The organism is Rhizobium sp. SG741 (assembly GCF_012275435.1).
In the GTDB taxonomy this organism is placed as follows: Bacteria; Pseudomonadota; Alphaproteobacteria; order Rhizobiales; family Rhizobiaceae; genus Rhizobium; species Rhizobium lusitanum.
The window spans coordinates 381,621-408,288 of record NZ_JAAZQP010000004.1 but is presented as its reverse complement, the minus strand read 5'-3'; the positions used below and the strand labels follow the sequence as shown (position 1 = coordinate 408,288).

The 26,668-nt window shown below is 60.5% G+C and carries 26 protein-coding genes; 12 read left to right on the top strand and 14 right to left on the bottom strand.

The window, feature by feature from the left end:
- Positions 1-12 precede the first annotated feature (12 nt).
- From purS to FHT29_RS13525, 3 genes are all read right to left on the bottom strand, one after another.
- Entirely contained in the window at positions 13-255 is a 243-nt protein-coding gene (gene purS / locus FHT29_RS13535; RefSeq protein WP_037202350.1) for a phosphoribosylformylglycinamidine synthase subunit PurS, read from the bottom strand.
- 17 nt (positions 256-272) lie between these two features.
- A complete protein-coding gene (purC, locus tag FHT29_RS13530; protein WP_034504846.1) occupies positions 273-1,037 on the bottom strand; it encodes a phosphoribosylaminoimidazolesuccinocarboxamide synthase in 765 nt (254 codons plus the stop codon).
- A gap of 264 nt (positions 1,038-1,301) precedes the next feature.
- On the bottom strand, positions 1,302-1,856 hold the full coding sequence (locus FHT29_RS13525; RefSeq protein WP_037202349.1) for an alpha/beta hydrolase: 555 nt from the start codon (positions 1,854-1,856) through the stop codon (positions 1,302-1,304).
- 168 nt (positions 1,857-2,024) lie between these two features.
- On the opposite strand from FHT29_RS13525, the gene FHT29_RS13520 reads away from it, so the two are divergent.
- Both FHT29_RS13520 and FHT29_RS13515 read left to right on the top strand, forming a co-directional pair.
- A complete protein-coding gene (locus tag FHT29_RS13520) occupies positions 2,025-2,825 on the top strand; it encodes a DUF2189 domain-containing protein (RefSeq protein ID WP_037202837.1) in 801 nt (266 codons plus the stop codon).
- Between the two features lie 87 nt (positions 2,826-2,912).
- On the top strand, positions 2,913-3,413 hold the full coding sequence (locus FHT29_RS13515) for a low affinity iron permease family protein (RefSeq protein WP_168599751.1): 501 nt from the start codon (positions 2,913-2,915) through the stop codon (positions 3,411-3,413).
- Here FHT29_RS13515 and purB read toward each other — a convergent pair.
- The 4 genes from purB to FHT29_RS13495 all read right to left on the bottom strand — a co-directional run bounded on the left by purB (position 3,410) and on the right by FHT29_RS13495 (position 7,172).
- Entirely contained in the window at positions 3,410-4,711 is a 1,302-nt protein-coding gene (purB, locus tag FHT29_RS13510) for an adenylosuccinate lyase (protein ID WP_037202348.1), read from the bottom strand. The two genes, FHT29_RS13515 and purB, sit on opposite strands and share 4 nt — an antisense overlap.
- Before the next feature lie 102 nt (positions 4,712-4,813).
- Entirely contained in the window at positions 4,814-5,227 is a 414-nt protein-coding gene (locus tag FHT29_RS13505; protein WP_234903790.1) for a hypothetical protein, read from the bottom strand.
- A 94-nt stretch (positions 5,228-5,321) separates the two neighbouring features.
- A complete protein-coding gene (rpe, locus tag FHT29_RS13500; protein WP_037202347.1) occupies positions 5,322-6,008 on the bottom strand; it encodes a ribulose-phosphate 3-epimerase in 687 nt (228 codons plus the stop codon).
- A gap of 81 nt (positions 6,009-6,089) precedes the next feature.
- On the bottom strand, positions 6,090-7,172 hold the full coding sequence (locus FHT29_RS13495) for an ABC transporter substrate-binding protein (RefSeq protein ID WP_168599750.1): 1,083 nt from the start codon (positions 7,170-7,172) through the stop codon (positions 6,090-6,092).
- A 146-nt stretch (positions 7,173-7,318) separates the two neighbouring features.
- Here FHT29_RS13495 and FHT29_RS13490 point away from each other — a divergent pair, with 146 nt between their 5' ends.
- Genes FHT29_RS13490 through FHT29_RS13460 form a run of 7 tightly spaced genes read left to right on the top strand, consistent with a single transcriptional unit; the run spans position 7,319 to position 13,039 of the window.
- Positions 7,319-7,837 carry a flavin reductase gene (locus FHT29_RS13490; RefSeq protein WP_173410859.1) on the top strand — a complete coding sequence of 173 codons (519 nt, stop codon included), beginning with the start codon at positions 7,319-7,321 and terminating at the stop codon, positions 7,835-7,837.
- 19 nt (positions 7,838-7,856) lie between these two features.
- Positions 7,857-8,789, top strand: a complete 933-nt coding sequence (locus FHT29_RS13485; protein WP_047556620.1) for a MoxR family ATPase — start codon at positions 7,857-7,859, stop codon at positions 8,787-8,789.
- Positions 8,790-8,792: 3 nt separating this feature from the next.
- The gene (locus FHT29_RS13480; protein ID WP_168599749.1) at positions 8,793-10,037 is read left to right on the top strand and encodes a VWA domain-containing protein; all 1,245 of its coding nucleotides are present in this window, start codon (positions 8,793-8,795) and stop codon (positions 10,035-10,037) included.
- A gap of 10 nt (positions 10,038-10,047) precedes the next feature.
- Positions 10,048-10,377, top strand: coding sequence for an XdhC family protein (locus FHT29_RS13475; RefSeq protein ID WP_168599748.1), 330 nt, complete (start codon positions 10,048-10,050; stop codon positions 10,375-10,377).
- On the top strand, positions 10,377-11,084 hold the full coding sequence (locus FHT29_RS13470; protein ID WP_047638228.1) for an XdhC family protein: 708 nt from the start codon (positions 10,377-10,379) through the stop codon (positions 11,082-11,084). Before FHT29_RS13475 ends, FHT29_RS13470 begins: the two co-directional genes overlap by 1 nt.
- Positions 11,081-12,715: a molybdopterin-binding/glycosyltransferase family 2 protein gene (locus FHT29_RS13465; RefSeq protein ID WP_047556628.1), complete on the top strand. Its 1,635-nt coding sequence runs from the start codon at positions 11,081-11,083 to the stop codon at positions 12,713-12,715. The genes FHT29_RS13470 and FHT29_RS13465 overlap by 4 nt, the downstream gene beginning before the upstream one ends.
- Positions 12,716-12,718: 3 nt before the next feature.
- Positions 12,719-13,039 carry a TfoX/Sxy family protein gene (locus tag FHT29_RS13460; protein WP_037202336.1) on the top strand — a complete coding sequence of 107 codons (321 nt, stop codon included), beginning with the start codon at positions 12,719-12,721 and terminating at the stop codon, positions 13,037-13,039.
- Positions 13,040-13,042: 3 nt separating this feature from the next.
- On the opposite strand, the gene FHT29_RS13455 is transcribed toward FHT29_RS13460, so the two are convergent.
- From FHT29_RS13455 to FHT29_RS13435, 5 genes are all read right to left on the bottom strand, one after another.
- Positions 13,043-13,465, bottom strand: a complete 423-nt coding sequence (locus FHT29_RS13455) for an NUDIX domain-containing protein (protein WP_047556630.1) — start codon at positions 13,463-13,465, stop codon at positions 13,043-13,045.
- A gap of 56 nt (positions 13,466-13,521) precedes the next feature.
- A complete protein-coding gene (locus FHT29_RS13450) occupies positions 13,522-15,039 on the bottom strand; it encodes a DEAD/DEAH box helicase (RefSeq protein ID WP_037202333.1) in 1,518 nt (505 codons plus the stop codon).
- Positions 15,040-15,236: 197 nt separating this feature from the next.
- The gene (locus FHT29_RS13445) at positions 15,237-16,553 is read right to left on the bottom strand and encodes a peptidoglycan DD-metalloendopeptidase family protein (RefSeq protein WP_047556632.1); all 1,317 of its coding nucleotides are present in this window, start codon (positions 16,551-16,553) and stop codon (positions 15,237-15,239) included.
- Between the two features lie 115 nt (positions 16,554-16,668).
- Positions 16,669-17,499, bottom strand: coding sequence for a ferritin-like domain-containing protein (locus FHT29_RS13440; protein WP_047556634.1), 831 nt, complete (start codon positions 17,497-17,499; stop codon positions 16,669-16,671).
- A gap of 4 nt (positions 17,500-17,503) precedes the next feature.
- Entirely contained in the window at positions 17,504-17,986 is a 483-nt protein-coding gene (locus FHT29_RS13435; RefSeq protein ID WP_037202328.1) for a peroxiredoxin, read from the bottom strand.
- Between the two features lie 130 nt (positions 17,987-18,116).
- Here FHT29_RS13435 and FHT29_RS13430 point away from each other — a divergent pair, with 130 nt between their 5' ends.
- The gene (locus FHT29_RS13430) at positions 18,117-21,539 is read left to right on the top strand and encodes a DUF3971 domain-containing protein (protein ID WP_047556636.1); all 3,423 of its coding nucleotides are present in this window, start codon (positions 18,117-18,119) and stop codon (positions 21,537-21,539) included.
- Between the two features lie 46 nt (positions 21,540-21,585).
- Here the strand turns inward: FHT29_RS13430 and FHT29_RS13425 are convergent, their stop codons facing one another.
- Positions 21,586-21,924: a hypothetical protein gene (locus tag FHT29_RS13425; protein ID WP_168599747.1), complete on the bottom strand. Its 339-nt coding sequence runs from the start codon at positions 21,922-21,924 to the stop codon at positions 21,586-21,588.
- Positions 21,925-22,032: 108 nt separating this feature from the next.
- Between FHT29_RS13425 and FHT29_RS13420 the strand changes: the two genes are divergently transcribed.
- Positions 22,033-22,497: an alpha/beta hydrolase gene (locus FHT29_RS13420; protein ID WP_168599746.1), complete on the top strand. Its 465-nt coding sequence runs from the start codon at positions 22,033-22,035 to the stop codon at positions 22,495-22,497.
- 102 nt (positions 22,498-22,599) lie between these two features.
- On the opposite strand, the gene tyrS is transcribed toward FHT29_RS13420, so the two are convergent.
- Positions 22,600-23,856 carry a tyrosine--tRNA ligase gene (tyrS, locus tag FHT29_RS13415; RefSeq protein WP_047556640.1) on the bottom strand — a complete coding sequence of 419 codons (1,257 nt, stop codon included), beginning with the start codon at positions 23,854-23,856 and terminating at the stop codon, positions 22,600-22,602.
- A gap of 284 nt (positions 23,857-24,140) precedes the next feature.
- On the opposite strand from tyrS, the gene FHT29_RS13410 reads away from it, so the two are divergent.
- Positions 24,141-26,555: a caspase domain-containing protein gene (locus tag FHT29_RS13410; RefSeq protein ID WP_047556642.1), complete on the top strand. Its 2,415-nt coding sequence runs from the start codon at positions 24,141-24,143 to the stop codon at positions 26,553-26,555.
- The last annotated feature ends 113 nt before the right edge of the window (positions 26,556-26,668 follow it).

Here is a 26,668-nt window from a genome sequence, read left to right as displayed (position 1 = left end):
GGAAGACGACAATCAGTCGATCGAAATGCTGAAGTTCTCGATCACCGTGTTGGCGAGGAGCTTTTCGCACATGGCTTTGAGATCCGCCTCGGCCTTGCTCTTGTCGGTGCCTTCGAGTTCGAGATCGAAGACCTTGCCCTGGCGAACCTGATGGACGCCGTCAAAGCCGAGCGCCCCGAGCGCGCCTTCGATTGCCTTGCCCTGCGGATCGAGAACGCCGTTCTTCAGCGTGACGGTTACACGAGCCTTGATCACGATTGTCCTTCCTGAACTTACTTGACGAGAACCGGGCCGGTGCCGCGCACGGGTTCGTTTTCATTGATGATGCCGAGGCGGCGGGCCACTTCGGAATAGGCTTCCAGCAGTCCGCCCATGTCGCGACGGAAACGGTCCTTGTCCATCTTCTCGCGGGTTTCGATGTCCCAGAGACGGCAGGAATCGGGCGAGATTTCGTCGGCAAGGATGATGCGCATCATGTCGCCTTCGAACAGGCGGCCGCATTCGATCTTGAAATCGACGAGCTGGATGCCGACGCCGAGGAACAAGCCGGTCATGAAGTCGTTGACGCGGATCGCGAGCGCCATGATGTCGTCGAGCTCGGCGGGATTGGCCCAGCCGAACGCGGTGATATGCTCCTCGGAGACCATCGGGTCCTCGAGCGCATCGGACTTGTAGTAGAATTCGATGATCGAACGCGGCAGGACCACACCTTCCTCGATGCCGAGGCGCTTGGAGAGCGAGCCGGCGGCGACGTTGCGCACGACGATCTCGAGCGGGATCATCTCCACTTCCTTGATCAGCTGCTCACGCATGTTGAGACGGCGGATGAAATGGGTGGGAATGCCGATCTTGTTCAGATGGCTGAAAATATATTCGCAGATGCGATTGTTCAGAACGCCCTTGCCATCGATGACTTCGTGCTTTTTCTTGTTGAAGGCGGTGGCATCGTCCTTGAAGAACTGGATCAGCGTGCCCGGCTCAGGTCCTTCATAAAGGATCTTGGCCTTGCCCTCGTAGATACGGCGGCGACGGTTCATTGGTATTGTTCTCTGTCTTTGGCGCTCACGGGACAGCGCAAGTGGATCGTATGTGGGCGTCCCCATAACGGATAAGAAGCGAATTCACAATCCGCCAGCGCCTCCTTACCTCGGAATTCCGGCCTTGGCGGGGCGCCAATGCGAGAATCAGGATCCTGTCATGCCCAGTATTACAGGCTTTTATCTGACGATGGAATGAAGGTGGCCGGTACTTCACAGGCTAGTGAGCCGCGGCGTATCCATCCCAAGTCCGCCTTTATTGTATCACGACTTCAGTTGGCTGAGGAATTTGGCAAAGACCATCGTGCCTTCGGGCCAGGGGCCGTGACCGGAATCGCTGTTGATGTGACCGGCCTCGCCGGCGTCGATCAGAAGGGAACCCCAGCTGCTGGCGACATCGTCGGCGTGCTCATAGCTGCCGAAGGGGTCGTTGCGGCTTGCGATCGTGACCGACGGAAACGGCAGCGGATCGCGCGGATAGGGGCCGAACGTCATCAGATGTTTCGGGCGAATGCCGGGATTGGCGACATCGGGCGGTGCGACGAAGAAGGCGCCGGCGACCTTGTTGCGAAAATGCGGGATCGCATGGATCACCGAGGGAACGCCGAGCGAATGCGCCACGAGCACGACAGGCCGCTCGGAAGCATTCACCTCTTCGGCAATGCGGGCGATCCAGTCATCGCGAACGGGCTTGGACCATTCGGCCTGCTCCACGCGCCGCGCTGTGGAGAGCTTCTGCTCCCAGCGCGTCTGCCAGTGATCCGGGCCGGAATTCGTGTAGCCCGGGATGATGAGAATATCTGCGTCGGAGACTTTCATGATGCGCCGATGTGGAAAAGGTGAACCCAACTGTCAAGGGAAAAAGGCGACAAATGCAGCAAAATTTGCTAGTATGACCGCTGCCGGTAGCGAATGAAGATGTCGGCGTCCGTTTTGCCGCCACTTTTGCACCGCCTGCCGCGCACCACGGTTGAGGAGGAGAGCATTATGTCGGCCTTTCACGTCATGGCAGGAGCGGACCACACATTTACGCGTCCCGCCATCCGTAAGATCGGTATCGCCGACCTCGTCGACGCCCTCAAGTTGGGGCTTGACGATTTCAGCGAGAAGCCATCGCATTACGTCTTCTTGTGCCTGATGTATCCGATTGCCGGCATTGCTCTGGCGATCTGGAGTTCCGGTCAGAATTTGCTGCCGCTGCTGTTTCCGCTGATGTCCGGCTTCGCCTTGCTCGGGCCCCTGGCGGCGATCGGTCTCTACGAAATCAGTCGACGGCGCGAAAAGGGTCAGGATACGTCGTGGAGCCATGCTTTCGATGTACGCTTTTCACCGGCGCTGCCGTCGATCATCGTCGCCGGCCTTATGCTGTTCGGCATATTCATCGTCTGGCTGTTCGCGGCGCAGAATATCTACTTCATCTATTTCGGCGATGGTGCACCGCCCACGCTCTGGTCCTTCGTGTCGAACATTTTGAGGACCCCCGAGGGCAGGGCGATGATGTTCTGGGGCGATCTCATCGGCTTCGTCTTCGCGCTCGTCGTGCTGGCGACTACGGTCGTCACGTTTCCGCTGTTGCTCGACCGTGACGTGGGCGTGGTGGCAGCGGTCGATGCCAGTATTCGGGCGACGCTGATCAACCCGGTGCCCGTGGCAGTCTGGGGCCTGATCGTCGCAGCACTTCTCGTCGTCGGCACGATCCCGATCTTTGCTGGCCTTGCCGTGGTCATGCCCATACTCGGCCACGCATCCTGGCATCTCTATCGCAAGCTGGTGGTGGTTCAGGACTAAAAGTCCGGACTTTCAGCGGTTCTTCGCAATCGCTGGAACCGCAATAGGGTTTCCACGTTGATCCGCATCATCAAGGAGATGCGGATCATGGCTTGGCTTGCGCACATCTTCACCCGCTTTGCGGTTAAGGTTTCGGAATGGACGGGAAAGCCGGCCATCTTCGTCCTGGCGCTGTTCTCCATTATCTTATGGGGCGTTACCGGTCCGATCTTCGGCTACTCCGATACCTGGCAGCTGGTCATCAACACCAGCACGACCATCGTAACCTTCCTGATGGTGTTCCTGCTGCAGAACGCGCAGACGCGTGATACGCGGGCCATTCAGGCCAAGCTCAATGAGTTGATCCTCACCAGCGCGGCTGAAAACCGCTTCATCGGCATCGAAAACCTCGACGAAGAGGATCTGAAGCATCTGGACAGGCTGGTGGGGAAGGCCGCCAAGCGTAGCGAAAATCAGCACAACGGCAATGTGGGCGAAAGCGTCGAACGCGATCGCGCAATCGTCGCCAAATCCGCGAACAAAAGAAAAAAGCGGCGCGTCAGCCGCACCGCCTCTACTCGCAATCAGGCCGGCCCGGCCAAGTCTTAGCCGAAAACCCGCTTGAAGATGGTGTCCACGTGCTTGGTGTGATAGCCAAGATCGAATTTCTCGCGGATATCCGCTTCGGAAAGCGCTGCACGGACTTCCTGGTCGGCCAGCAGCTCCTCAAGGAAATCCTTGCCTTCCTCCCAAACCTTCATCGCATTACGCTGAACGAGACGATAGGAATCTTCGCGGGAAACGCCGGCCTGGGTCAGTGCCAGCAGCACGCGCTGTGAATGAACAAGTCCGCGGAACTTGTTCAAATTCCTCATCATATTTTCCGGATAGACGAGGAGCTTGTCGATGACGCTCGTCATGCGAGCGAGCGCGAAATCGAGTGTGACGGTCGCATCCGGCCCGATCATGCGTTCCACCGAGGAATGCGAGATATCGCGCTCGTGCCAAAGTGCCACGTTCTCCATGGCCGGCATGGCGTAAGAGCGGACCATGCGGGCAAGGCCGGTCAGATTTTCAGTCAGCACCGGGTTGCGCTTATGCGGCATGGCCGAAGAGCCCTTCTGGCCCGGCGAGAAATATTCCTCGGCTTCGAGGACTTCGGTGCGCTGCAGGTGGCGGATTTCGGTTGAAAGACGCTCGATCGAAGAGGCGACGACGCCGAGGGTGGCGAAGAACATCGCATGACGGTCGCGCGGGATGACCTGCGTGGAGACCGGCTCCGGCTTCAGGCCGAGCGCGGCGGCGACATGTTCCTCGACGCGAGGGTCGATATTGGCGAAGGTGCCGACGGCGCCCGAAATCGCGCAGGTCGCGACTTCCTCGCGGGCGGCGATCAGACGCTGCTTGCAGCGCTCGAATTCGGCATAGGCGAGCGCCAGCTTGACGCCGAAGGTTGTGGGCTCGGCATGGATGCCGTGCGAGCGGCCGATGGTGACCGTGTCCTTGTGTTCGAAAGCGCGACGCTTCAGGGCTTCCAGAAGCTTGTCGATATCGGCCAGCAGCAGGTCGCTGGCGCGTACGAGCTGGACGTTGAAGCAGGTATCGAGCACGTCGGAGGAGGTCATGCCCTGGTGCACGAAACGCGCATCCGGACCGACGATTTCGGCGAGATGCGTCAGGAAGGCGATGACGTCATGCTTGGTGACGGCTTCGATCTCGTCGATGCGGTCGACGTCGAAGGTCGCCTGGCCGCCCTTTTCCCAGATGGTCTCGGCGGCCGACTTCGGAATGACGCCGAGAGCGGCCAGCGCGTCACAGGCATGCGCCTCGATCTCGAACCAGATACGGAACTTGGTTTCGGGCGACCAGATGGCGACCATTTCCGGTCGGGAGTAGCGCGGGATCATGGGCTCAAAGCTTTCTTGGCTAACGGGAAAGGAAACCTCGGCGCCCCCATAACAAAGACGGGCGGCAATCACAATGTTTGTCCGACCGATCTTTCATCCGGCTCAACGCTCATATCGCGCGAGATAGGCGGAGGTGGTGATCAGGCAGAGCAAACCGAACGGCAGGAATAGGGTAACGCCGAGAACGGCGAATTGGTAGACGGCGCTGGCGCCGGTGAACAGGAATTGAAATGTCCAGATCAGCGAACCGAACGGCGCATGCCAGCGCGCATAGAACCAGCGATAGTCCATGGCGAACAGAAATGCCGTCATCGCCGTGGTGCCGAGCGACAATGCGAGGAAAAAGGCCGCGAAACGCGCGCTCGGCGGTCGACTGCTGGCAACGCGCCGTGCCAGCGGCACCATGATTGGCCAGGAGAGCGCGCCGCCGAGGAAATAGACAAGGGCAAGGGCGGTCAGGTGGCTCGTCAGAAGGCCGTTGCGCAGGTAGAGAGCGGCAAGTGCCGAGGCGGTCATAACCACGCCCCAGCTGATCGAGCCACCAAACAGTTCGAGGCAATGCGAAGTGGCGGTCCGCGTTCGGTCCGCCGCGATGATGGTGCTGGTCGGATTAGTTTGATCCAACGCGACCTCTTTCAGCCGCCGCCCTCAGATCACCAATCGTCTGCTTGTAGGCATCGACCGATTCGCCCTTGAAGATTGCCGAACCGGCCACAAGGACATTGGCGCCTGAAGCGATGATGAGGCCGGCTGTCTCGGTGGAGACGCCGCCGTCAACCTCCAGCTCGATCGGCCGGTCACCGATCAGAGACTTGGCGTTGCGAATCTTGTCGGCCATGGCCGGGATGAATTTCTGGCCGCCGAAACCCGGATTGACCGACATGATCAGGATCAGGTCGATATCGTCGAGCACGTTTTCCAGGATCGAGAGCGGCGTTGCCGGATTGAGGGTGACGCCGACCTTCTTGCCGAGATGCCGGATTGTCTGCAGCGAACGATGCAGATGGACGCCCGCTTCGGCATGCACGGTGATGCGGTCGCAGCCCGCCTTGGCGAAGGCTTCGAGATAGGGATCGGCCGGCGAGATCATCAGATGGCAGTCGAAGGTGGCGGTCGTATAGGGGCGCAGGGCCTTGATGACATCAGGGCCGAAGGAGATGTTCGGCACGAAATGCCCATCCATGACATCCAGATGGATCCAGTCGGCTCCGGCTTCGGTCACATCCTTCACTTCCTGTCCGAGCTTGGCGAAATCGGCCGCGAGAATGGAAGGGGCAATGCGGATCGGCAAAGTCATGGGTAGCTGAGCTCCATCTGATTTTTTCGCGCTTGGATTAGCACCGCTTCGGCGGGCAAACAACAGAAAGCGCGGATCGTGTCAGTTCGACGCCGCTGCTGCCGGCACGAAAGCATTGTCGCGCCATTCCAGCAGCCGATAGGGGTTCTCGGTCAATTCATGGTTCTTCCCGAAGGTAATCGGTCCGATCGCTGTCTGGAAAGTCGTGGCAACGAGCTTGTCAGCGATGGGCTTGTTTTCCGACTTGGCGCTCTCAGCCGCCTGGCTGGCGATCTGTGCCGCGGCCGCGGCCGGCAGGATATAGCCATCCGGCTCGATGCCGCTCGCGCGCATGGCCTGCGCAGTCGGCTGTGCGGCCGGCAGAGTTACGTATTCCGGCAATGCGATAGCCTGGACGCCGTTCAATAGAGGCACTGGCTGATCGGCGGCGCGCATGGCGTCGCCACCCATCAAGGTCAACGGGATGTTCTCGCTCTTGGCATCCCGGGCGATCACGGCCACGTCGCTGCGGTCGCCGCCGACGAAAACGCGCGTGGCGCCGGCCTTCTTCAGCCGGCGTACAAGAGCTATCTGCTGATCCTGGCCGGGCCGGTAGGTATCGGTGAAGACCGGCTTCAATCCCTTTTCCTCGAGCGCGTTGCGTATCGCGCCGACTAGTTCGCGGCCGTGGATCGTGCCATCGTCGATCAACGCCATCGGCTCGGATGCCCAGTATTTCAGGATGGTATCGATAGCCATGGAGGCTTCGGCGCTATCAACCGGAGCAAGGCGAAACAACGGCCAGCCGTTCTTCAGCACATCTTCCATCAGGATGCGGGAGCGTACGGAAACGGTGATGACCGGAATGCCGGCATCCTTGAGGCGCGGCAGCGCGCCTTCCAGCGTCTCGGTGCAGAGGAAGCCGATCGCGACCTGCACCTTGGCGGCAATCAGCGCCTGGGCAGCGGCCTGGCCGCCATCCTCGGTGCAAGGGTCGTCGATGACGGTTGCCGCATCCTTCTGGGCCTGCATCTCGAAATTGGCGCCGGTCGTGATCTCGGCTCCGAGCGTTGCGAAGTTGCCGTCCTGTGGCGCCACGACACCGATACGGATTCCGGCGGCGTCGCTGCTGCCGGCCGCCGAAAGCAGCATAAGCAGAAGCGGAAGGCGACGCAGAACGTTCATCGATTGATTATCCCGGACAATTTTCCTGCTCTTTTATCCGTCTGAGGGGGATCGTCAAAAGAAAAAGCAGCAAAATCACTCTGTTTTCAATAATGCTATTGTAGAAAAGCTAACGCCTGCCCGCCATATTGAGCGAAAGACGGGATATGAGAAAGAATAAGGAGACGGTGGTGCTAGACAGGCAGCGTATGGACCCGGCGCTTTATCGCGATGCCATGAGCCGCTATGCGGGCCATGTGCAGCTGGTGACCACGGCCCTCGAAGGGGAGCGGCGCGGCGTGACGATCACGGCTGCCTGCTCGGTGTCGGACGATCCCGCAACGGTTCTGATCTGCCTCAACAACAGCAACGTCAAGAACGAGATCTTCTTCAAGAGCGGGATCTTCGCGCTGAATACGCTGGGCGCGCATCACCAGTCGCTCGCCGACGCCTTCTCCGGCAAGACACCGCTGACCACCGACGAGCGTTTTGCCTCCGGTACATTCGAGACGCTTGCGACCGGGGCGCCTGTGCTCGCCGACGCGCTCGCGGCGTTCGATTGCCGTGTGATCGAGATCAAGCAGGCTTCGACGCACAACATCATCTTCGGCGAGGTGATGGCCGTGCGCTACAGCGAGGCAAAGCCGGCACTGCTGTATATGAACCGGGGCTATCACACGCTATAACCCCTTCAAGGGAGTTATCATGGCGGATCAAAAATCATCAACTTCGCTGCCGAGCTCTATCGATGAGACGATGGCCTTGCTCGGCGCCCATGACTATCTGGCAGGGCGCGCGCTCGGCACTGTCCTGTTTCTGGCGCTGAAGATGAAGCGTCCGCTCTTTCTGGAGGGCGAGGCCGGCGTGGGCAAGACCGAGATTGCCAAGGTATTGTCGAAGGCGCTCGACCGGCCGCTGATCCGCCTGCAGTGCTACGAAGGCCTGGATGTCTCGTCGGCCGTCTATGAATGGAACTATCCGGCCCAGATGCTGGAGATCCGCCTTGCGGAAGCATCGGGATTGACCGATCGCGGTCGCATCGAGGCCGATATCTTCTCCGAGCGCTATCTCATCCGCCGTCCTGTCCTGCAGGCGCTGTCGGGTGTCGGCGGGCGTGCGCCGGTGTTTCTGATCGACGAACTCGATCGTACCGACGAGGCATTCGAAGCATTCCTTCTGGAAGTGCTGTCCGATTTCCAGGTGACGGTGCCGGAGCTCGGCACTATTCGCGCGACCGAGCCACCCATCGTCATCATCACCACCAACCGCACGCGCGAAGTGCACGATGCATTGAAACGGCGCTGTCTCTATCATTGGGTCGACTATCCGCAGGCGGAGCAGGAGCTGGAAATCATCCGCCGCAAGGTGCCGGGCTGCAACGAAGCGCTGTCGCGTCAGATCGTTGCCTATGTACAGAAGCTGCGGACTCTCGATCTCTACAAGAACCCCGGCGTTGCCGAGACCATCGATTGGGCAAGCGCGCTGACGGAACTCGATCGACTGGCGCTCGACCCGGAGACGATCTCCGACACGCTGGGCACGCTGCTGAAATACCAGGACGACATAGCGCGTATTCAAGGTAGCGAGGGCAAGCGCGTGCTGGACGAAGTAAAGTCCGAACTGCTCGCGGCGGGATGAACCATGGAACCGGGCGCGCAAGATGGCATCACCGTTGCGCCGTCACCGCCCGGTGACGGGCGTCTTGTCGATAATATCGTCTTTTTCGGGCGCGCGCTCCGCAAGGCCGGGCTGAAGATCGGGCCCGGGGCAATTGCGGATGCCATCGAGGCGGTGGAAGCGATCGGTATAGGTTCGCGCGAGGAATTCTACGCCGCTCTGTGTTCGGTCTTCGTCAAGCGGCATGAGGACCTGGCGGTTTTCGACGAGGCATTCCGGCTGTTCTGGCGCTCGCGCGATCTCGTTGCAAAGATGATCGCGATGATGTCGCCGATCGCGCCCGCCAATCGTGAGAAGGAGAAGCCGAAGCCCGGCGAAACCCGCGCGGGCGATGCCCTACTTGATAACCGCGACGACCGCCGTCCGCAACGCGAGACGCCCGACATCGAGATCGATGCCCGGTTTACGACGTCGGGCAGCGAGATTCTGCGCGGGTTGGATTTTGCGCAGATGTCGGCGGCTGAAATTGCCGTCGCCAAGAAGGAGCTCGCAAAGCTGCGATTGCCGCTGGATCGGGTACGCACACGCCGCTTTGCGCCGTCGCACAGACCAGTCAAGATCGATCCGCGCGCGACGATGCGGTCTGCCTTGCGCACCGGGGGCGAGCTGATTCTGCCGCGTTTTCGGCAAGCCAAGCAAATACAGCCGCCGCTCGTCGTGCTGGCCGATATTTCCGGTTCGATGAGCCAATATACGCGCATCTTCCTGCATTTCCTGCATGTGCTGACCGAGCGGCGTCGGCGCGTGCACACCTTTCTCTTCGGCACGCGGCTGACCAATGTCACCAGAGCGATGCGTCACAAAGACCCGGACCAGGCGCTCGACGAATGCGCAGCGGCGGTGCGGGACTGGTCCGGAGGGACGCGCATCGGTGAGACGCTGAAGGAGTTCAACCGGCTCTGGGCGCGCCGGGTGCTCGGGCAGGGCGCGATCGTGCTCTTGATCACCGACGGGCTGGAGCGGGAGGGCGTGGAACTGCTCGCTCAGGAGATGGACCGTCTGCATCGCTCCTGTCGGCGGCTGATCTGGCTCAATCCCCTGTTGCGGTTCGATGGCTTCCAAGCGCGCGCCCGCGGTGTAAAAGCCATGCTGCCGCATGTTGACGAATTCCGTCCGGTCCACAATCTATTATCTCTGGCCGATCTCGTATCGGCTCTCACCGCCGGCCGCGCGGATGCCTACGATCCGCGGCGGTTTCTCTGTAAGTAATGAGGCTCCGATGACAAATATATCCGAAAGCCTGGATCCGCTCGTGATCGCGGAGGAATGGATGTCGGCAGGCCGCAGCGTTGCCATGGCGACCGTCGTCGATACCTGGGGTTCGGCGCCGCGCCCGGCGGGCAGTCACCTCGTGATCGACAGCGAGGGCAATTTCCACGGCTCCGTTTCGGGCGGCTGTGTGGAAGGTGCCGTGATCACCGAGGCGCTCGACGTTATCGAAAACGGCAAGCCCCGCATGCTGGAATTCGGCGTTGCCGACGAGACTGCCTGGCGCGTCGGCCTCTCCTGCGGTGGCCGAATCCGCGTCTATGTCGAGAGGCTTGCCTGATGGATCGTCAGATACTGGCGAAGCTGAATAAATTGCGGCGCGAGCGGCGGGCGGCGATTCTTGCCACCGACCTGTCGGGCGGGCCTGACAGGCTGATCGTCGAGGGCGACAAGCTCGAAGGCGCTCTGGCCGATGCCGTCGCGTCCACATTCCGTTCGGGCAAGTCGGCACCGGTCGCGATTGAAGGACAGAGTCTGTTCCTGAATGTTCACCTGCCGCCGCCGCGTATCGTCGTCATCGGGGCGGTGCATATCAGTCAGATCCTGGCGCGAATGGCGGCACTTGCCGACTTCGATGTGACCATCATCGATCCACGCACGGCCTTTGCGACGCCGGAGCGTTTCGAGGGTATCGACCTGATTGCCGATTGGCCTGCGGATGCACTGAAGGAACGGCCGCTCGACAGCTATATGGCGCTGGTCGCCGTTACCCACGATCCGAAGATCGACGACGAGCCGATTGCGCAAGCGCTGGGGACGGGCTGTTTCTATGTCGGCGCGCTCGGCAGCCGCAAGACGCATGCCGGCCGCTTGGAGCGCTTGAAGCGGGAAGGATTGACCGAAGAGGATCTCGCCCGCATCCACGCCCCCATCGGTCTTCCCATCGGCGCGGCGAGTCCGGCGGAGATCGCGGTCGCCATTCTGGCCGAGATCATCGGCGCCCTTCGCGAGCGCGACGTGTCGTTGCCCAAGGGCCCGAAGCCATGATCTTCGGGGAGTTTTCGACTGTGAACGCCGAGGGCGCGGTTCTGGCACATTCCCTTCGGTTATCCGATGGTAGTTTTGCCAAAGGGCACAAGCTTGACCACGGCGATGTCGAACGACTGATCGCCGCCGGGATCGATCACGTCATCGCGGCGCGGATCGAACCCGGCGATCTTATGGAAGACGAGGCGGCCGAGCAGCTCGCGCAAGCGGTTGCACCCGATCACCTGACCTTTTCCAAGGCGACCACCGGGCGTGTCAATATTCACAGCGCGGTCGACGGCCTGTTCGTGGCAAATCGCGCCGCCGTCGATCGGCTCAACAGCGTCGACCCGGCCATCACGCTTGCCTGTCTTGCCGATCATGTGCCGGTGCGATCAGGTGATATGGTGGCGACCTTCAAGATCATTCCGCTGGCGGTTTCGGGGCCGAAGGTGGCGGCCGGCGCCGACATTCTGCGGCGAATGCCGGTTTTTGAAGTCAAGCCGTTCCTGCCGCATGCCGTGTCGCTCGTCGCCACGGAGCTGCCGTCGCTGAAGACTGGTGTCATGGACAAGACGGCGCGCATCCTCTCTCAGCGGCTTCAGCTCGCAGGCAGCGTTTTGCAACGGGAGGAGCGCGTCGCCCACCGGGCGAAAGCGGTCGCCGATGCGATCGGTCAGGCGTTGAAGGTACCGGATCAACTGCCGAAGCTGGTGATCGTTTTCGGCGCCTCCGCCGTTATCGATGCCGGCGATGTCATTCCGGAGGCGATCCGGCTTGCGGGCGGTGAGGTCATTCAGGTCGGCATGCCTGTTGATCCCGGCAACCTTTTGGTACTCGGCAAGGTGGGCGATGTCCATGTCGTCGGTGCACCAGGATGTGCGCGCAGCCCGAAGGAAAACGGTTTCGACTGGGTGCTGGATCGTATCTTAGCCGGCGAACAACCGACGCCGCAGGATATCAGCGGCATGGGCGTTGGGGGATTGCTCATGGAAATACAGTCGCGTCCGCGTCCGCGTGATATCGCCGCCAAGCCGGCGGCGCAGATATCGGTTGCCGTCGTGCTGCTGGCCGCCGGCCGGGCGAGCCGCATGGGCGAGGGCGGTTCGCACAAGCTGCTGGCCGAGTTCGACGGCGTCCCATTGGTCCGTCGATCGGCCTTGACGGCCATGGCAGGCGGAGCATCTGCGGTCATCGTCGTCACGGGCCACCGTCGCGACGACATCGAGCCGGCGTTGCGCGATCTTGCGGTTGAGCAGGTGTTCAATCCGGATTATGCATCCGGCATGGCAAGCTCGCTGGTTGCAGGCGTCGGTACGCAGGCTGCGCAACGTGCGGACGGTGTCCTCGTCATGCTGGCCGATATGCCTGGCGTCACCAGCGACGACTTGAAAACCTTGATCGCCGCGTTTCGCGAGGCGAATGGCCAGGCGATCGTGCGCGCGGTATCGGGCGGCAAGCGCGGCAACCCCGTCATATTGCCGCGTGCGGTGCTGAACGCGGTCATGCGGCTCGAGGGCGATGTCGGCGCGCGGCATATCATCGAGACGTCCGGGCTTCCGGTTGTCGACGTCGATATCGGCGAGGCGGCGCATCTCGACGTCGATACGCCCGAGGCCGTCATCGCCGCCGGCGGCGTTTTAAAGGGATAGGGAATGGACAATAACGATATCGAAGAGATGTTTCAGTCGCTCGGGCCGGTAGCGATCAAGCGAATGTTCGGCGGCAAGGGGATCTACCATATGGGCCGGATCCTGGCGCTCGAAGTGGATGACGAGATACTTTTGAAGGCAGATGACGTCAGTGCTTCGGAGTTCGAGGCGGCCGGAGCGCGGCGTTGGGCTTATGAAGGCAAGAAGGGCAAGGCCGTCAATATGCCTTACTGGTCGGTTCCCGATGATGCTTTCGACGATCCCGACATCATGGCGCACTGGGTAAGGCTGGCCTATGAGGCTGCGTTGCGCGCCGATAAGTAGGCGTCAGCGAAAATCGTCTTCGCTCAGATGCGCAATCGTTGCTTTGGCGAAAGCGGATAGTTGTTGTGGCAACTCGTTGCGGCCGAACCAGCCGAAATCGGAGAGCTTGTCGGGCTCCATCAGGCGCGGCTCGCCGGAAAAATCCGTGCAAACATAGATCAGCGAAATCCAATGCTGCCGATCCGCTTCGACGATAACCTCTTCTGCGCAGAGGTATTCGGTCCGGCCGATGGAAAGGCCGCTTTCCTCTTCCGCCTCGCGGATGGCGGCCCTGGCTGCGGGCTCCATATGGTCGACCTTGCCGCCGACGATGCTCCAGAAGCCGGCCTCAGGCGCCTTGAGGCGCCTGTAGAGCAAAATCTTCCCGTCCCGCAATATTGCGAGACCGGTTCCTAATCCTGGGAAATCGATGCCGGGTTTGCCCATGCCTACATCCCGAAATGTGCCGTTAACTCCGGCGTAACGGTTCGGATGTGGACTTATCAGCCCTTGGCGTTCGCGACGATCAGCATGAAAGCGGGAATGTCGTCGCCGAAGCCGACTGGTGTCGGGCCGTCATCCTGGTCGCGATAACGGCTGCGGCGTTCGCGGTTGTCGTCGTTCGCAGCGGGGAAGGGCCGGTGATTGTTGCGAGAACCGTTGTTGGATTTGTTGTTGTTCTCAGACTTGCGCTCGTTTCTCACGCTCTCGGCCTTTGCTGGTGCTGCTTCGATCACTTCGACGCCATTATCCTCGACGTCGATATCAGATTTATGACTCGAGGCACTCCGGCCTCTGGGGCTGCGATCACGCTCGCGGCCTCTGCCTTTCGGCTCGCGGCGGCGAGGAGAACGATTGTCGTCCCCACCTTCCTCGGCCGGCGGCAGTGCCGACAGGTCACCGTTCAGCCACTGGACATCTTCGCCGATCAGCTTTTCGATCGCGTCGATGTGCTTGGTGTCGCGTTTCGTCACGAGAGTGAAAGCGGCGCCGGAACGACCGGCGCGACCGGTACGGCCGATGCGATGGACATAGTCTTCCGAATGGATCGGAACATCGAAATTGAAGACGTGGCCGACATCGGGAAGGTCCAGACCGCGTGCCGCGACGTCGGAGGCGACGAGAAGCTGGATCTGGCCGTCACGGAAATTCTGCAACATCGTCGTGCGCGAGCGCTGATCCATGTCACCATGCAATGCGCCGACCGAGAAGCCGTGGCGTTCAAGCGAACGGAAGAGGTCGGCCACATCTACCTTGCGATTGCAGAAGATGATCGCGTTCTTCAGGTCCGTCTGAGCTCGGATGAGATCGCGCAGCGTGGCGCGCTTCTCGTAGTCCTTGCCATGCGAGGCGACGAAGCGCTGCGTGACAGTCTTTGCCGTCGACGCGGGCGCCGAGACTTCGACACGTTCCGGATTCTGCAGGAAGCGGTCTGCCAGCTTCTGGATTTCCGCCGGCATCGTGGCCGAGAAGAACAGCGTCTGGCGCGTGAAGGGAATGAGCTTGGCGATGCGCTCGATATCGGGGATGAAACCCATGTCGAGCATACGGTCGGCTTCGTCGATGACGAAGATTTCGACGGCGCTCATCAGCAGCTTGCCGCGCTCGAAATGATCAAGCAGGCGGCCCGGCGTGCAAATGAGCACATCGGCGCCACGCTCCAGCTTGCGGTCCTGCTCTTCGAAGGACACGCCGCCGATCAGCAGGGCGATGTTGAGGCGATGGTTCTTGCCGTATTTCTCGAAATTCTCGGCAACCTGGGCGGCCAGCTCTCGCGTTGGCTCCAGAATCAGCGTGCGCGGCATGCGGGCACGAGCGCGCCCTTTCTCGAGCAGCGTCAGCATCGGCAGCACGAAGGAAGCCGTCTTACCGGTACCCGTCTGGGCGATACCACAAATATCGCGGCGCTGCAGCGCAAATGGGATGGCACCGGCCTGAATCGGAGTCGGTGTCGTGTAGCCCGCGTCAGTTACCGCGGAAAGGACTTTTTGGCTCAAGCCAAGGTCAGCAAATGTTGTCAAAGGGAAAACTAGTTCCGTCTCGGTTCGGTCGAACACCATGAATCGACACACAGGAGCATGCCGTAATGCAGCGCGACATAGAACCAAATATCCACAGAGTCAAGGAAAGCGGTCGCTTCTGCCGACCCGAAGTTCATTCGTAACGCAATTTTTGGATTAGTGCCATCTTTGTTGCTCGTTTGTCACAATCCTGGCAGTTAAATCGCGCCGAGACCGCTGATGTAACTTGCGAGTTTTGTACCGGCATTGATGAAATACATCGGGTCTATAGGACGCCCATTTTCCCGGACTTCGTAGTGCAGATGCGTGCCTGTGGAACGCCCGGTGCTGCCGGCGAGGCCGATCGGGTCACCGGTGCCGACCTTATCGCCGACTTTGACAAGCACTTCCTCCATATGGCCGTAGCGCGTCGAGATGCCGTCGCCGTGATCGATCTCCACCATATTGCCATAGCCGCCTGTCCAGCCCGCCGAAACGATCCTGCCAGGGGCCGTCGCCTTAATCTTTTCGCCGGGGCTGAAATGGAAATCGGTGCCGGGATGGAGAGCCAGCGTGCCGAAGAAGGGATCCTTGCGATTGCCGAAGGGGCTGGTGACGAGCTTGCCCGGTGCAGGGTTTCGGAAGGGAAGGCTCTCGGCGGCACCTCGCGCCGTCTCCAGGCGCGTTAGCGCCGTATCGAGATCGGCCATGGACTGCTCGAACTGGTCGACATTTTCCGGCGCCATATAGGGGCCGCCAACGCCACCGTCGTCATCTTCGCTATCACTGACCACGACCTCGTTCGGGATCTTAACGCCGACATTAGACATGATCGTCTGAATCTCGTTCGCCGTCCCGGATGCGTCTGCGGTGAGATTTCGGATGCGCGTTAGCTGATCCTGTTCGATATGTTTCAGCGACAGCGTCACTTTCGAAAAGACGCGGTCGGCGCGATCGGCGACCGTTTCCGGGGCGGGGACGTAGGCGAGGGTGGAGTTGTCCGGGGTGACATCTGCGGGCTTGCCGTTGGTAAGAAGCTTTTCGATGGCCTTTGGCGCGGTCAGCTGCGCATGCTCGTTCTTTGCAGCTGCCGTGTTCGCATCGGCATGCGGGCTTTTATCGGTGAGGCCCGAGCTTTCGGCCCTGTCGAGCAATGCGTTGAGCTTGCCGCCGCGCGACGACAGTTGTTGCTGCTGCTCGATGAGCTTGTCGACTTTCTCTTCGACGACCTGCTGATCGAGAAGCTGGCGGGAGGTGACGCGATCGACCTGGGCACGCAGTGCGGCGATGCGATCCTCATAATCATATTGCATACGCGCCTGGCGGGCCATTGTCGCGCCGATCAGATCGTCGCGCAGGACGAGGTAGGAGGTCGCCAGCAGGTAGCCGATCGAAAACAGACCGACGAGGCAGACGAACAGTGCCGCCATCCATGGACGCACGGTCATGTGGCGCACCGTCTCTCCACTTGCGAGGATGATGGTGTGACACCGCTGTTGTTTGCCGAAAACCCGGTTGTAAGGCTTTGCTGTCACCGAGAATCTCCCAATCGATGCTCTCAGGCACCCAATGGGAGTACACGGGATTATGGTTAATGAATGCTTTCCGCGCGATTGTCAGAAAACGGAAAAGTTCTTTTATTTTAGTATTTTAGGAGTTACTTGTGGATGTGAGCGAGCGGTAGAAAGAGGGCGTCAATCCAGCCTCTGCGCGGGCGATATCGTTGAATGGAGCCTTGAGCGAGCCACGGAAGTTTGCGCGCACCAGCTCCTGGAACGCACGGGCCGGATCGCGCTTTTCCCGCGCGCATAGAAAACGAAACCATTTGGCGCCGACGGCGACATGGCCTTTTTCGTCATTGTAGATGACGTCGAGCACGGCCGCGCTTTCCATGTCTCCGGTCTCGCGCATCCTTGCCTGCAGGGCGGGCGTCACGTCGAGTCCTCTGGCTTCCAGGATCAACGGCACGACGGCGAGGCGAGCGGTGAGGTCAGTGCGCGTTGCATGGGCCGCCTGCCACAAGCCGTCATGGGCGGACAGATCGCCATAATCCGCGCCCAGCTCGCGCAGCCGGGTCCGTACCATCCGGAAATGTTTCGCTTCCTCGAAGGCGACCTGCATCCAGCCGTCGAAGAAGGAATTGGGAACCGGCTCGGTCGCGAAGCGTGCGACGATGTCGAGTGCAAGATCGACCGCGTTCAGCTCGATATGGGCGATAGCGTGCAGCAGCGCGATGCGGCCCTTCAGCGTATGCAGCGAGCGCTTCTCCATATGCTTCGGCGGAACCAGCTCCGGCCGTTCGGGCCGGCCGGGTCGATCTGCCAGCGGCGGATCGAGTGGCGAACGCAATGACAGGGTGCGCGCAAACCAGCGCGTTGCGGATTCCTGGGCGAGCCCGGTCTTGCGATCGAGATCGGCCGAACGAATGGCGGCAATGGCGCCACCGCGCAGTGATGTGATCGTGTCGGGGTCGCCTGACATGCCGTCAAAGCTCCTTCGCCGCGGCCAAAACCTCTTCGGCGTGGCCGGCTACCTTTACCTTATCCCATATCCTTGCGATGCGGCCGTCGGCGCCAATCAGAAAGGTCGAGCGCACGACACCCATATAGGTTCGGCCATACATGCTCTTTTCCCTCCAAACGCCATAGGCCATCGCCATCGTCTTTTCCCCGTCGGAGGCGAGCGGCACGGAAAGCGCGTGTTTCCTGACGAATTTGTCATGGCTCTTCACAGTATCGGGCGATATGCCGAGGATCGCGACGCCGGCCTTGTCGAAATCGGCTTTAAGCGCGGTAAAGGAAATCGATTCGGTCGTGCAGGCTGTCGTGTCGTCCTTAGGATAGAAGAACAATACCAGCGGTTTTCCGCCGAAATCGGCTAGACGCACATGGCCGCCGCCATCGCGTGGCAAATCGAAATCGGGTGCCTCGTCGCCCACGTTCAAAACAATCGGGAAAACTTCCGTCATGGGAAAAACTTTCTTTTGCCTGGTTTTTAGACGATACTAAGGTTGAGCCATACATGCTGCTCAGGTATGCCGTCCACATGGGACGCAGCGTCACCAACAAAATTGCTGAGAATGAAAGGGACGCGCAGGAGTGATCCGAGGCGAAAAGGTAACATTCCGTAAAAAGGATCTCGTTTCACTCGATCATCTGCCTTCCGCCCAGGTCGATGATCCCATGATCGTGCATGTCCCCCCGGAACGCACCAGCCGCAACCGCTCGCATGTCTGGCATGTCTGCCGCATGACGCTGGTTTTCTTCACCTTTCTTGCCATCATCCTCGGCGCTGTCATCGCAACGATCGAAAGCGGCGTTTTCGATGTGCCGCTGTCTCAGAAGGCACAGACGGCCCTCGATAAGGCGATCGGTCCGCGCTACAAGGCGGAGGTCGGCAAGACCGTGATCCGCTTCACATCGGATCTGCGGCTGGCTCTCGAAGCGCGTGACGTCAACGTGATCGATCAGGACAGCGGCAAGCATCTGTCGACCATGTCGGCGGTCAATATGGAACTCGATCCGTTCGCCCTTATTGAAGGCCGGGTGGAAGTGGCGAGCGTTGCGGCGGAAGGCATAGCGCTCGATACTTCGCTCCTGCCTCAAGGAGATCCCGTCGACCTGACCGCGTGGCGCGTGGATGCGCTGCCCCAGGCATTGACCTCGGCTTTCGACGATATCGATTTTCTGCAGCGCTTCGTGCAGCGCGGCGGCACCAATTCGGTGCGTATTTCCGGATTTTCGGTCAAGCTGCCACGCCAGGAAGGCGATCCCATCTCTCTTGTGGTCGATAATCTCACCTTCGAGCGGACCGAACAGAATTCGCTGCATCTTTATGGGCAGGTCGCCGTCAACGGGTCGGTGGCGATATTGGATGTGATGGCAGAGCAGCAGGAGTCCGGCCACAGCTCTTCACTGATCGCGAAAATCTCCAATCTCGATCTCAAGCCATTGACGATGGCCTATGATGCGACCGGCACGCCGCGTCAGGGTCTCATGAGTTTCGCCGATGTGACGCTATCTGCCGTCAAAGGGGGCTCAGGCACCGATCCGAAGCTCGATGCCTCCGTCAATATCCAGCCCGGCGTGCTCTATATGGATCGCGACGCGCAGGATCTGACGCAGGCCAATATCAACCTCTCCTATAATTTCGATCACCAGACACTCGAGATCGCACCGTCGACGGTGCAATTCGTCAGCACTGTCGCGCCATTCTCCGGCGCCCTGATCGATCTCGACCGAGTTGACGCCAACGCAGGCAAAGGCTTCGGCATCGATTTCCTGATCAAGAACGGTACGGCAGCCTCATCGATATCCGGAGAAAAGCCGGTCAGCTTCGACGGCCAGGCGACAGGGCACTTTCTGTCCGCGACCAAGGAATTCCAGTTCGAGAATATCGGCATATCGACACCGCAAGGTGCCCTGTTCGGTTCGTTGCACATGAAGCTCGGCGACAGCTCGCCGGAAATCAGCTTCGGCGGCCGCGCGGACAAACTCGACACCAGCGTGGTGAAACAACTGTGGCCCTTCTGGATGGCTTCGAAGCCGAGAGTATGGGTCGAGAACAATCTCTTTGGCGGCTCGGTGACGAATGCCGTGATATCTGTGTTCATTCCAGCCGGGAGGCTGCGGGAGGCTGCGCAGACCGGCAAGCTGCAACTCGGCCAGAACGAGTTGCACATTGCTTTCGACATCGACGGCGCGCGCCTCAACGTGCCTGGCCAAATACCGCCGCTCCGGGATACGAAAGCACATTTCGATCTGACCGGCCCGATGATGGACGTCAGTATCGAGACTGCTACCTCCTATTTCCCGACAGGCCGCAAGATCACCTTGAACGATAGCAGCTTCTCGATACCGGCAACCTACGACAAGCCGCTGATGGCGGAGCTTGCTCTGACAATATCCGGCACGGGCGACGCCGTGGGTGAATTGCTGACCTACAAGCCGCTGGAGGTATTGCAACGGACGGAATTCAAACCGGAGGACTTCAACGGCAAGATCGTTGCCAAGGTCAATGCCCGGATCGGCCTGATCAACGACCAGAAGCCGCCGCCGCCGGATTGGCAGGCGAAACTGGAGCTCAACAATGTCGATTTGTTGAAGCCGATGAACAATCGCAAGATCGACAACCTGACCGGCGAGATCGTGGCAGATCCACAATCGGTGCACCTGCAGGCTCAGGCGCAGATCGACGGCATTCCTGCCCAGATCGATATGATCGAGCCGACCGACAGCAAATCGACGGCCAAGCGCAGCCGCGTCATTACGGCGACGCTTAGCGATGCTCAACGCAATGCCGTCCTGCCGGGTCTTCGCGATATCATCGATGGGCCTGTCAAAGTGGAGCTGACGCGCATCGATGACGATCGCCAGGGCGTCAAGGTGGATCTCAGCAAGGCAGCGCTGACGGTTCCGTGGGTAGGATGGTCGAAGGGCAGCGGCATTCCCGCAACCGCCCAACTCGAAGCGTCCGGACCGGACAGCCAGACGACACTCAAGAATTTTACGCTCAAGGGCGATGGTTTCGGCGTCAGCGGCGATCTTGTGATCAGCAAGGGGAGCTTGTCGTCAGCGAATTTCGACAGCGTTAAGCTCTCGGCCCTCGATGATTTCGCGCTGTCGCTCAAGCGCGGCAAGGGTGGAGGCTATGACGTATCGATATCGGGCAATTCGGCCGATGTACGCCCGATCCTGGCGCGGCTGAAGACATCGTCATCTGGCGGCGGGAAGAGCGGCGGCGACGACTCGGCAAGCGCGACGATACATGTCAATCTCGACAAGGTTATTGGATTCAACGACGAATCGATCGGCAATCTCAAAGGTACCTATTCCATTGCAGGCGGCAAAACGACGGCGGTGGACTTTTCCGGCGTCACCCTCAGCGGAGAAGCTGTTGTCAGCCAGATGAGCAAGGGCAGCGGCAGCGGCACCATCCGCATCACCAGCGGCGACGCCGGCTCTGTTGCTCGTTTTGCCGATCTCTACAAGCACCTGAAGGGCGGCCTGCTCAATCTGTCGCTGCGCTCCGTCGGGCAGGACGACTGGGACGGATCGCTGGATCTGCGCAACTTCGCCATCGTCGACGAGAAGAAGCTTTCGACCATCGTTTCGACCCCGAGCGGCAAGAACGGCAAAAGCCTGAATGCAGCCGTGAAGGAGAATATCGATACGCGCTCGCAAAGCTTCGAAAGAGGCTTTGCGCGGCTGGTGATGCGAAATGGGTCGCTGTCGGTCGAGAACGGCGTCGTGCGGGGCGTGCAGGTTGGGGCGACATTCCAGGGAACGGTCAAGGATGCCAACGGCAAGATGGATCTGACCGGCACGTTCATGCCCGCCTACGGCCTGAACCGGCTGTTCGCCGAGGTTCCGATCGTCGGCTTCATCCTGGGCAACGGCAGCGACCGCGGCCTGATCGGCATCACCTTCAGGGTGACGGGTACACTGGAGAAATCGAGTATTCAGATCAATCCGCTGTCGATCATCGCACCGGGGGTATTTAGGCAGATCTTTGAGTTTTGATGAGACATACGGCGTGACGGTTTGCGGCTCTCTCCGGCCGGGCGGCTCATTTAACAGCTCGTTCTTCTTCCTCCAATCGCTGCCGTATGCGTTCTGGTCCACCTTTCATACGTCGGGCAAATGGTCGATCGGGATCCACGACGCGCCAAAACGGAGCGGTGCCGTTTTCGCTGATCTGAGCCAAGTGTCGCTGGACGGTGATAGGACAGCAGGCATCTGCTCCATATTGACTGGCGAGCGCCTTTCTTACTTCGCCTACGGCAGATAATTGTCCTGGGGGCGCTGCCCATAACGCGCGAACAACCATCTCCTCGCTTGGAATCAACATATTCTGCGTAAGGCTTCGGCCTTTGGGCCTTGTTTTGATCACCGGAATCTCATCCATAATCCACCTCCGGAGTTTCATGTCCTGACAGAGGACGAACCGGTAGTCAGCGATCCGACAGCAGCCGTTGCGGCTCGCCAGCTTGGATCGGCAATCTCCGGCCTTATCTTGGTCGATCCGACCTTCATAAGTCCAGAGTGGCAGCGTGAGGTTTTTGAAAGCGATATCGCTGAGGAACATCAGCGATCCATGGCGTTGGGCAGGGCTGATCTGCTTGCCCAGGCGCGGCTTCGACACCCATCCCCGTCGGCGGAGATTTTGGAATGCCTGGTCGATGCAAGACTTCAGACCAGTATGTCCGCGTTCGAAGTGCTCACGCCGCCAAATCCTGACTATCGCGAGCTCATTCAAAGCATGCACGCCCCGATCCTTCTCGTGATTGGAGACAAAGGGGGCGTTTCGCTGGATACGGCTCGTGAGCTGCGGGAGCTCAATCCCTTGCTTCGATATGAATTGATCCCCGATGCCGGTCACGGCGTTCCATATGATCAGCCCGAGCGATTAGGAGCTGCTATGTCGTCTTTCCTGCGGCCCATATCCGCTTTGCGGACTGGCGCTGCCTTCGTCGACTGATCGTCCACATCACTTTATCGGTCGGCGGTTTTCAGTCTGCGCGGCGAATACAAAAAGCCGGCGAGATGCGCCGGCTTTGTTCGTAGTCGTGTGACCGGCTGCTCAAGCGGCCGGGCGGATCAGGATGTGCTTCTTCTTGCCCAGCGACAGCTTGATGACGCCATCGGCGGTGATTTCGCCGCTGCCGATGACCTTGCGCTCGTCGCTGACGGCCTCATCGTTGATGCGCACCGCACCGCCCTGAACGTGGCGGCGGGCCTCGCCGTTCGAACCGGCCAAGCCGGCGCGAACGATCAGCGACAGAAGGCCGATACCTGTCTCGAGTTCGGCGACGGGAACATCGATCGTCGGCAGGTTTTCGGAGAGACCGCCTTCCTCGAACGTCTTGCGTGCCGTCTCTGCTGCCTGCTCGGCAGCTGCGCGGCCGTGGAGAATGGTGGTGACTTCGGTTGCGAGGATCTTCTTGACCTCGTTGAGCTCGGAGCCCGCGATGGCGGAAAGCCGCGCGATCTCATCCATCGGCAGAGTCGTGAACAGCTTGAGGAAACGCGGAACGTCGGCATCCTCGGTGTTGCGCCAGTACTGCCAGAAATCATAGACCGGCAGCAGATCGGCGTTTAGCCAAACGGCGCCGGAGGCCGATTTGCCCATCTTGGCGCCAGAAGAGGTCGTCAGCAGCGGCGAGGTCAAAGCGAAGAGCTGCTTCGTCCCCATGCGGTGACCAAGGTCGATGCCGTTGACGATATTGCCCCACTGGTCCGAGCCGCCCATCTGCAGGCGGCAGTCATAGCGCTTGGCCAGCTCGACGAAGTCGTAAGCCTGCAGGATCATGTAGTTGAACTCGAGGAAGGACAGCGACTGCTCGCGATCCAGGCGCGTCTTGACGCTGTCGAAGGACAGCATGCGGTTGACCGAGAAATGCCGGCCGACATCGCGCAGGAATTCAAGATAGTTCAGCGAGCGGAGCCATTCTGCGTTGTTGATCATCAACGCATCCTTGGGCCCGTCACCGTAGGTGAGGTAGTTCGAGAAGCAGCGCTTGATGGAGGCGATATTGTCCTCGATCATATCGATGGTCATCAGCTTGCGCGCCTCTTCCTTGAAGGAGGGGTCGCCGACCATGCCGGTGCCGCCGCCCATCAGGGAGATCGGCCGGTGGCCGGTCGCCTGCAGCCAGTGCAGCATCATGATCTGGGTGAGATGGCCGACATGAAGGCTCGATGCCGTCGGATCATAGCCGATATAGGCGGTCACCGTTTCCTTGGCGAAAAGGTCGTCGAGGCCTGCTTCATCGGAAATCTGATGAATGAAGCCGCGCTCTTTCAGGGTGCGCAGGAAGTCGGATTTGAACTCAGCCATGATCTTGGTCTCTCGAGGCCGCACAAATGGATCATGCGGCACAATCGCTGTTGTTGAACGTCGCGGCGCGTTTAGCATTGATTTGTGAGCGCGTCACCATTTTGGTTGGGTGCGAATGCCGAGTTTCAGCCCGGTGGAGCAGCGGCCCGGATTTGTAAACCGACGCTTCTCAACGTGAATACATCGTAACAACGCCGCGAAGCCGCCGCGTATTCGCCCAAATCAAATCCTATTCATTTATCGTTGATCCCGTGCGCGCCACATGTTTCCCGAAAGAAACCGGTATGTCACCTCTGCTTCCGATGATGGGATTGTCATTCAAAAAGATGATCTGGGCATTTTTTGCCATAGCGTTGGTTTTGGCCGGTATCGTCGCCACGAGCCCGGCCGATGCGCAAGGTTCCCCTGAAAAGAGAATAGCGCTCGTCGTGGGCAACGCCGCCTACAAGACGGGCGCGTTGCCGACGCCGGCCAATGATGCCGGTTTGATTGCGCAGACATTGCAGGCTGCGGGTTTCGATGTCATCGGCGCGCGCGACCTCGACCAGAACGGGTTGCGAGATACACTCAGGGACTTCCTGGCGAAAGCGAACGCCTCGGGGCCTGATACCGTGGCTTTCGTCTATCTGGCGGGCTATGGGCTTCAATACCAGGGCGACAATTATTTCGTGCCGGTGGATGCGCAGATCGCCAATGCCACGGATGTTCCCGTTGAGGCGATCCGGGTAACCGATTTCACCAAATCGCTGGCGGCGATCAACAATCGCGGCAGCATTGTGGTGCTCGACGCGGCACGGGCCAATCCGTTCGCGCAGTCCAATCAGCCGCTTGCCGGCGGCCTGACGCTTGTCGAACCCGACGCCAATCAGTTGATCGCATTCAATGCGGCGCCCGGCACCGTCGCGCCGCCGGAAGCCGGTCCCTATGGCTCCTATGCCCATGCGCTGGCGGAAATGATTCGCGTCGGCGGCCTTTCGCTCGCCGACGTATTCGATCGCACGCGCCTGCGAGTGAGCGATCTGACCAAGGGCGCAGAAATCTCCTGGGACGCGTCTAAATTCAACAACGCCTTCACCTTCTTCGATCGTGGACCCGATGCGCCGGCAGCCCAGGTGTCCAGTTACGACAACGCGGCAATCCGTACGAAGGCGATCCGCGATTTCGATGAGAAGGATGCCTATTTTGCGGCGCTCGACCGTGACTCGCTGCAAGGCTACGAGGATTTCCTCGCCGCCTATCCGAACGACTCCATGGCGAGACGTGTACGCGCCATTATCGCTGCCCGTCGCGAGGCGATCACCTGGCGCGAGACGTGGATCGCGGATACGCCGGAGGCCTATTGGTCCTATCTGCGGCGTTATCCACGCGGCCCGCATGTCTGGGATGCCCGCCGCCGTCTCGAGCATTTCGACGCAGCGCTCGAGCCGCCTCCGTCCTTCACCGTGATCGAGTATGACGTGCCGCCGCCACCGCCGCCGGAAATCGTCTATATCGATCGGCCCGTTCTTTATTTCGATGATGCCGATTTCGGCTATGCACCGCCGCCGCCGGTTGTTTTCCTGGCGCCGCCGCCGCCGGATTTCGTCGTATTGGCGCCGCCGCAGCCCTCGGTCGACCTTTACGTCCTGCCGGCGCCGGTCTTCGTTCCGGTTCCGGGCTGGGTGCTCCCGCCGCGCGATATCGCCCCGCCCGAAAACAACATCATCTTCAACAACATTCATAATACGGTCGAGAACAATACGGTCATCAACAACACGACCGTCAACGAGAACGGGGCTGCACCTGCGGCGCCCGGTCTGACGACAGGGCAGAAGCTCGTCGGCGCAGCGGTCGTCGCCGGCGCCGGTGCGGCGGCGCTGCATGTCGCCCTGCCGCCTTCGGTGCAGAAGGCGGCCGTCCTGCAGAAGCAGAACCCGGCGGCGGTGGTAAAGGTGCCCGCAGGTTCCCCCGCCGCACCCTCGGGGCAGCCGCAAGCCGGAAATGCCGGCGCTCATGCTTTGCCCGGTGCTAATGGTCAGCCCTTGCCGACCGTTGGCAAGACCCCGGTCAATAAGGGGCAGGTGCAGCCGAAGCAGGCGCAATCGCCACAATCCGCGCCCAACACTGTGCAAAATCCGGCCGCTGCTGGCGCGAAACCCGCTCCACTGGGTGCGAATGGCAAAGCGCATGCGCTCCCTGGTGCCAATGGCCAGCCCTTGCCGGCTGCCGGCAAGACCCCCGCCAATCAAGGACAGGCGCAGACGAAGCCGGCCCCACAGGGTGCGAATGGCAGTGTGCATGCGCTTCCGGGAGCGAAGGGTCCGAATCAGGTCGCAAAGACCCCGGCGCCGCAAGTCGCTCCGAACGCGAAACAGAATTCGGTCGCCACAGGGCCGAAGCCGAATGCCCATGGTCAGACGATAAAGCCAGCGGCGCCGGCTATTGCCGCGAAGGCACCTGCCAAGCCAAAACCTGTCAACAACAATCAGCCGCATGTCGCAGCCGCGCCCCCGCAGCGTGTGAACCCCGTGGCCTCACAGCCGAAGCCGGCGCCGCACGCAACCGCGCAGGCGAGGGCGCCCGCTCCGAAGCCTCAGGCTCAACCGAGACCGCAGCCCCAGCCGAAGGCTGCGCAGCAGGTCAAGAGACCCCCGCCTGCGCCGCCGAAGCCTCCGGAAAAGAAGAAGTGCGGAGCGCCGGGGCTTCCTGCATGTCACTGAACGGTGATTTTGACTGACGATCCGGGGGCCGCGTATGCGGCCCTTGCTCTTTGAGCGCCAGCCTATCGCGATGACTGGAGCGGAGCCGCTGCGCTTAGTGGCTTGCCGGCTGG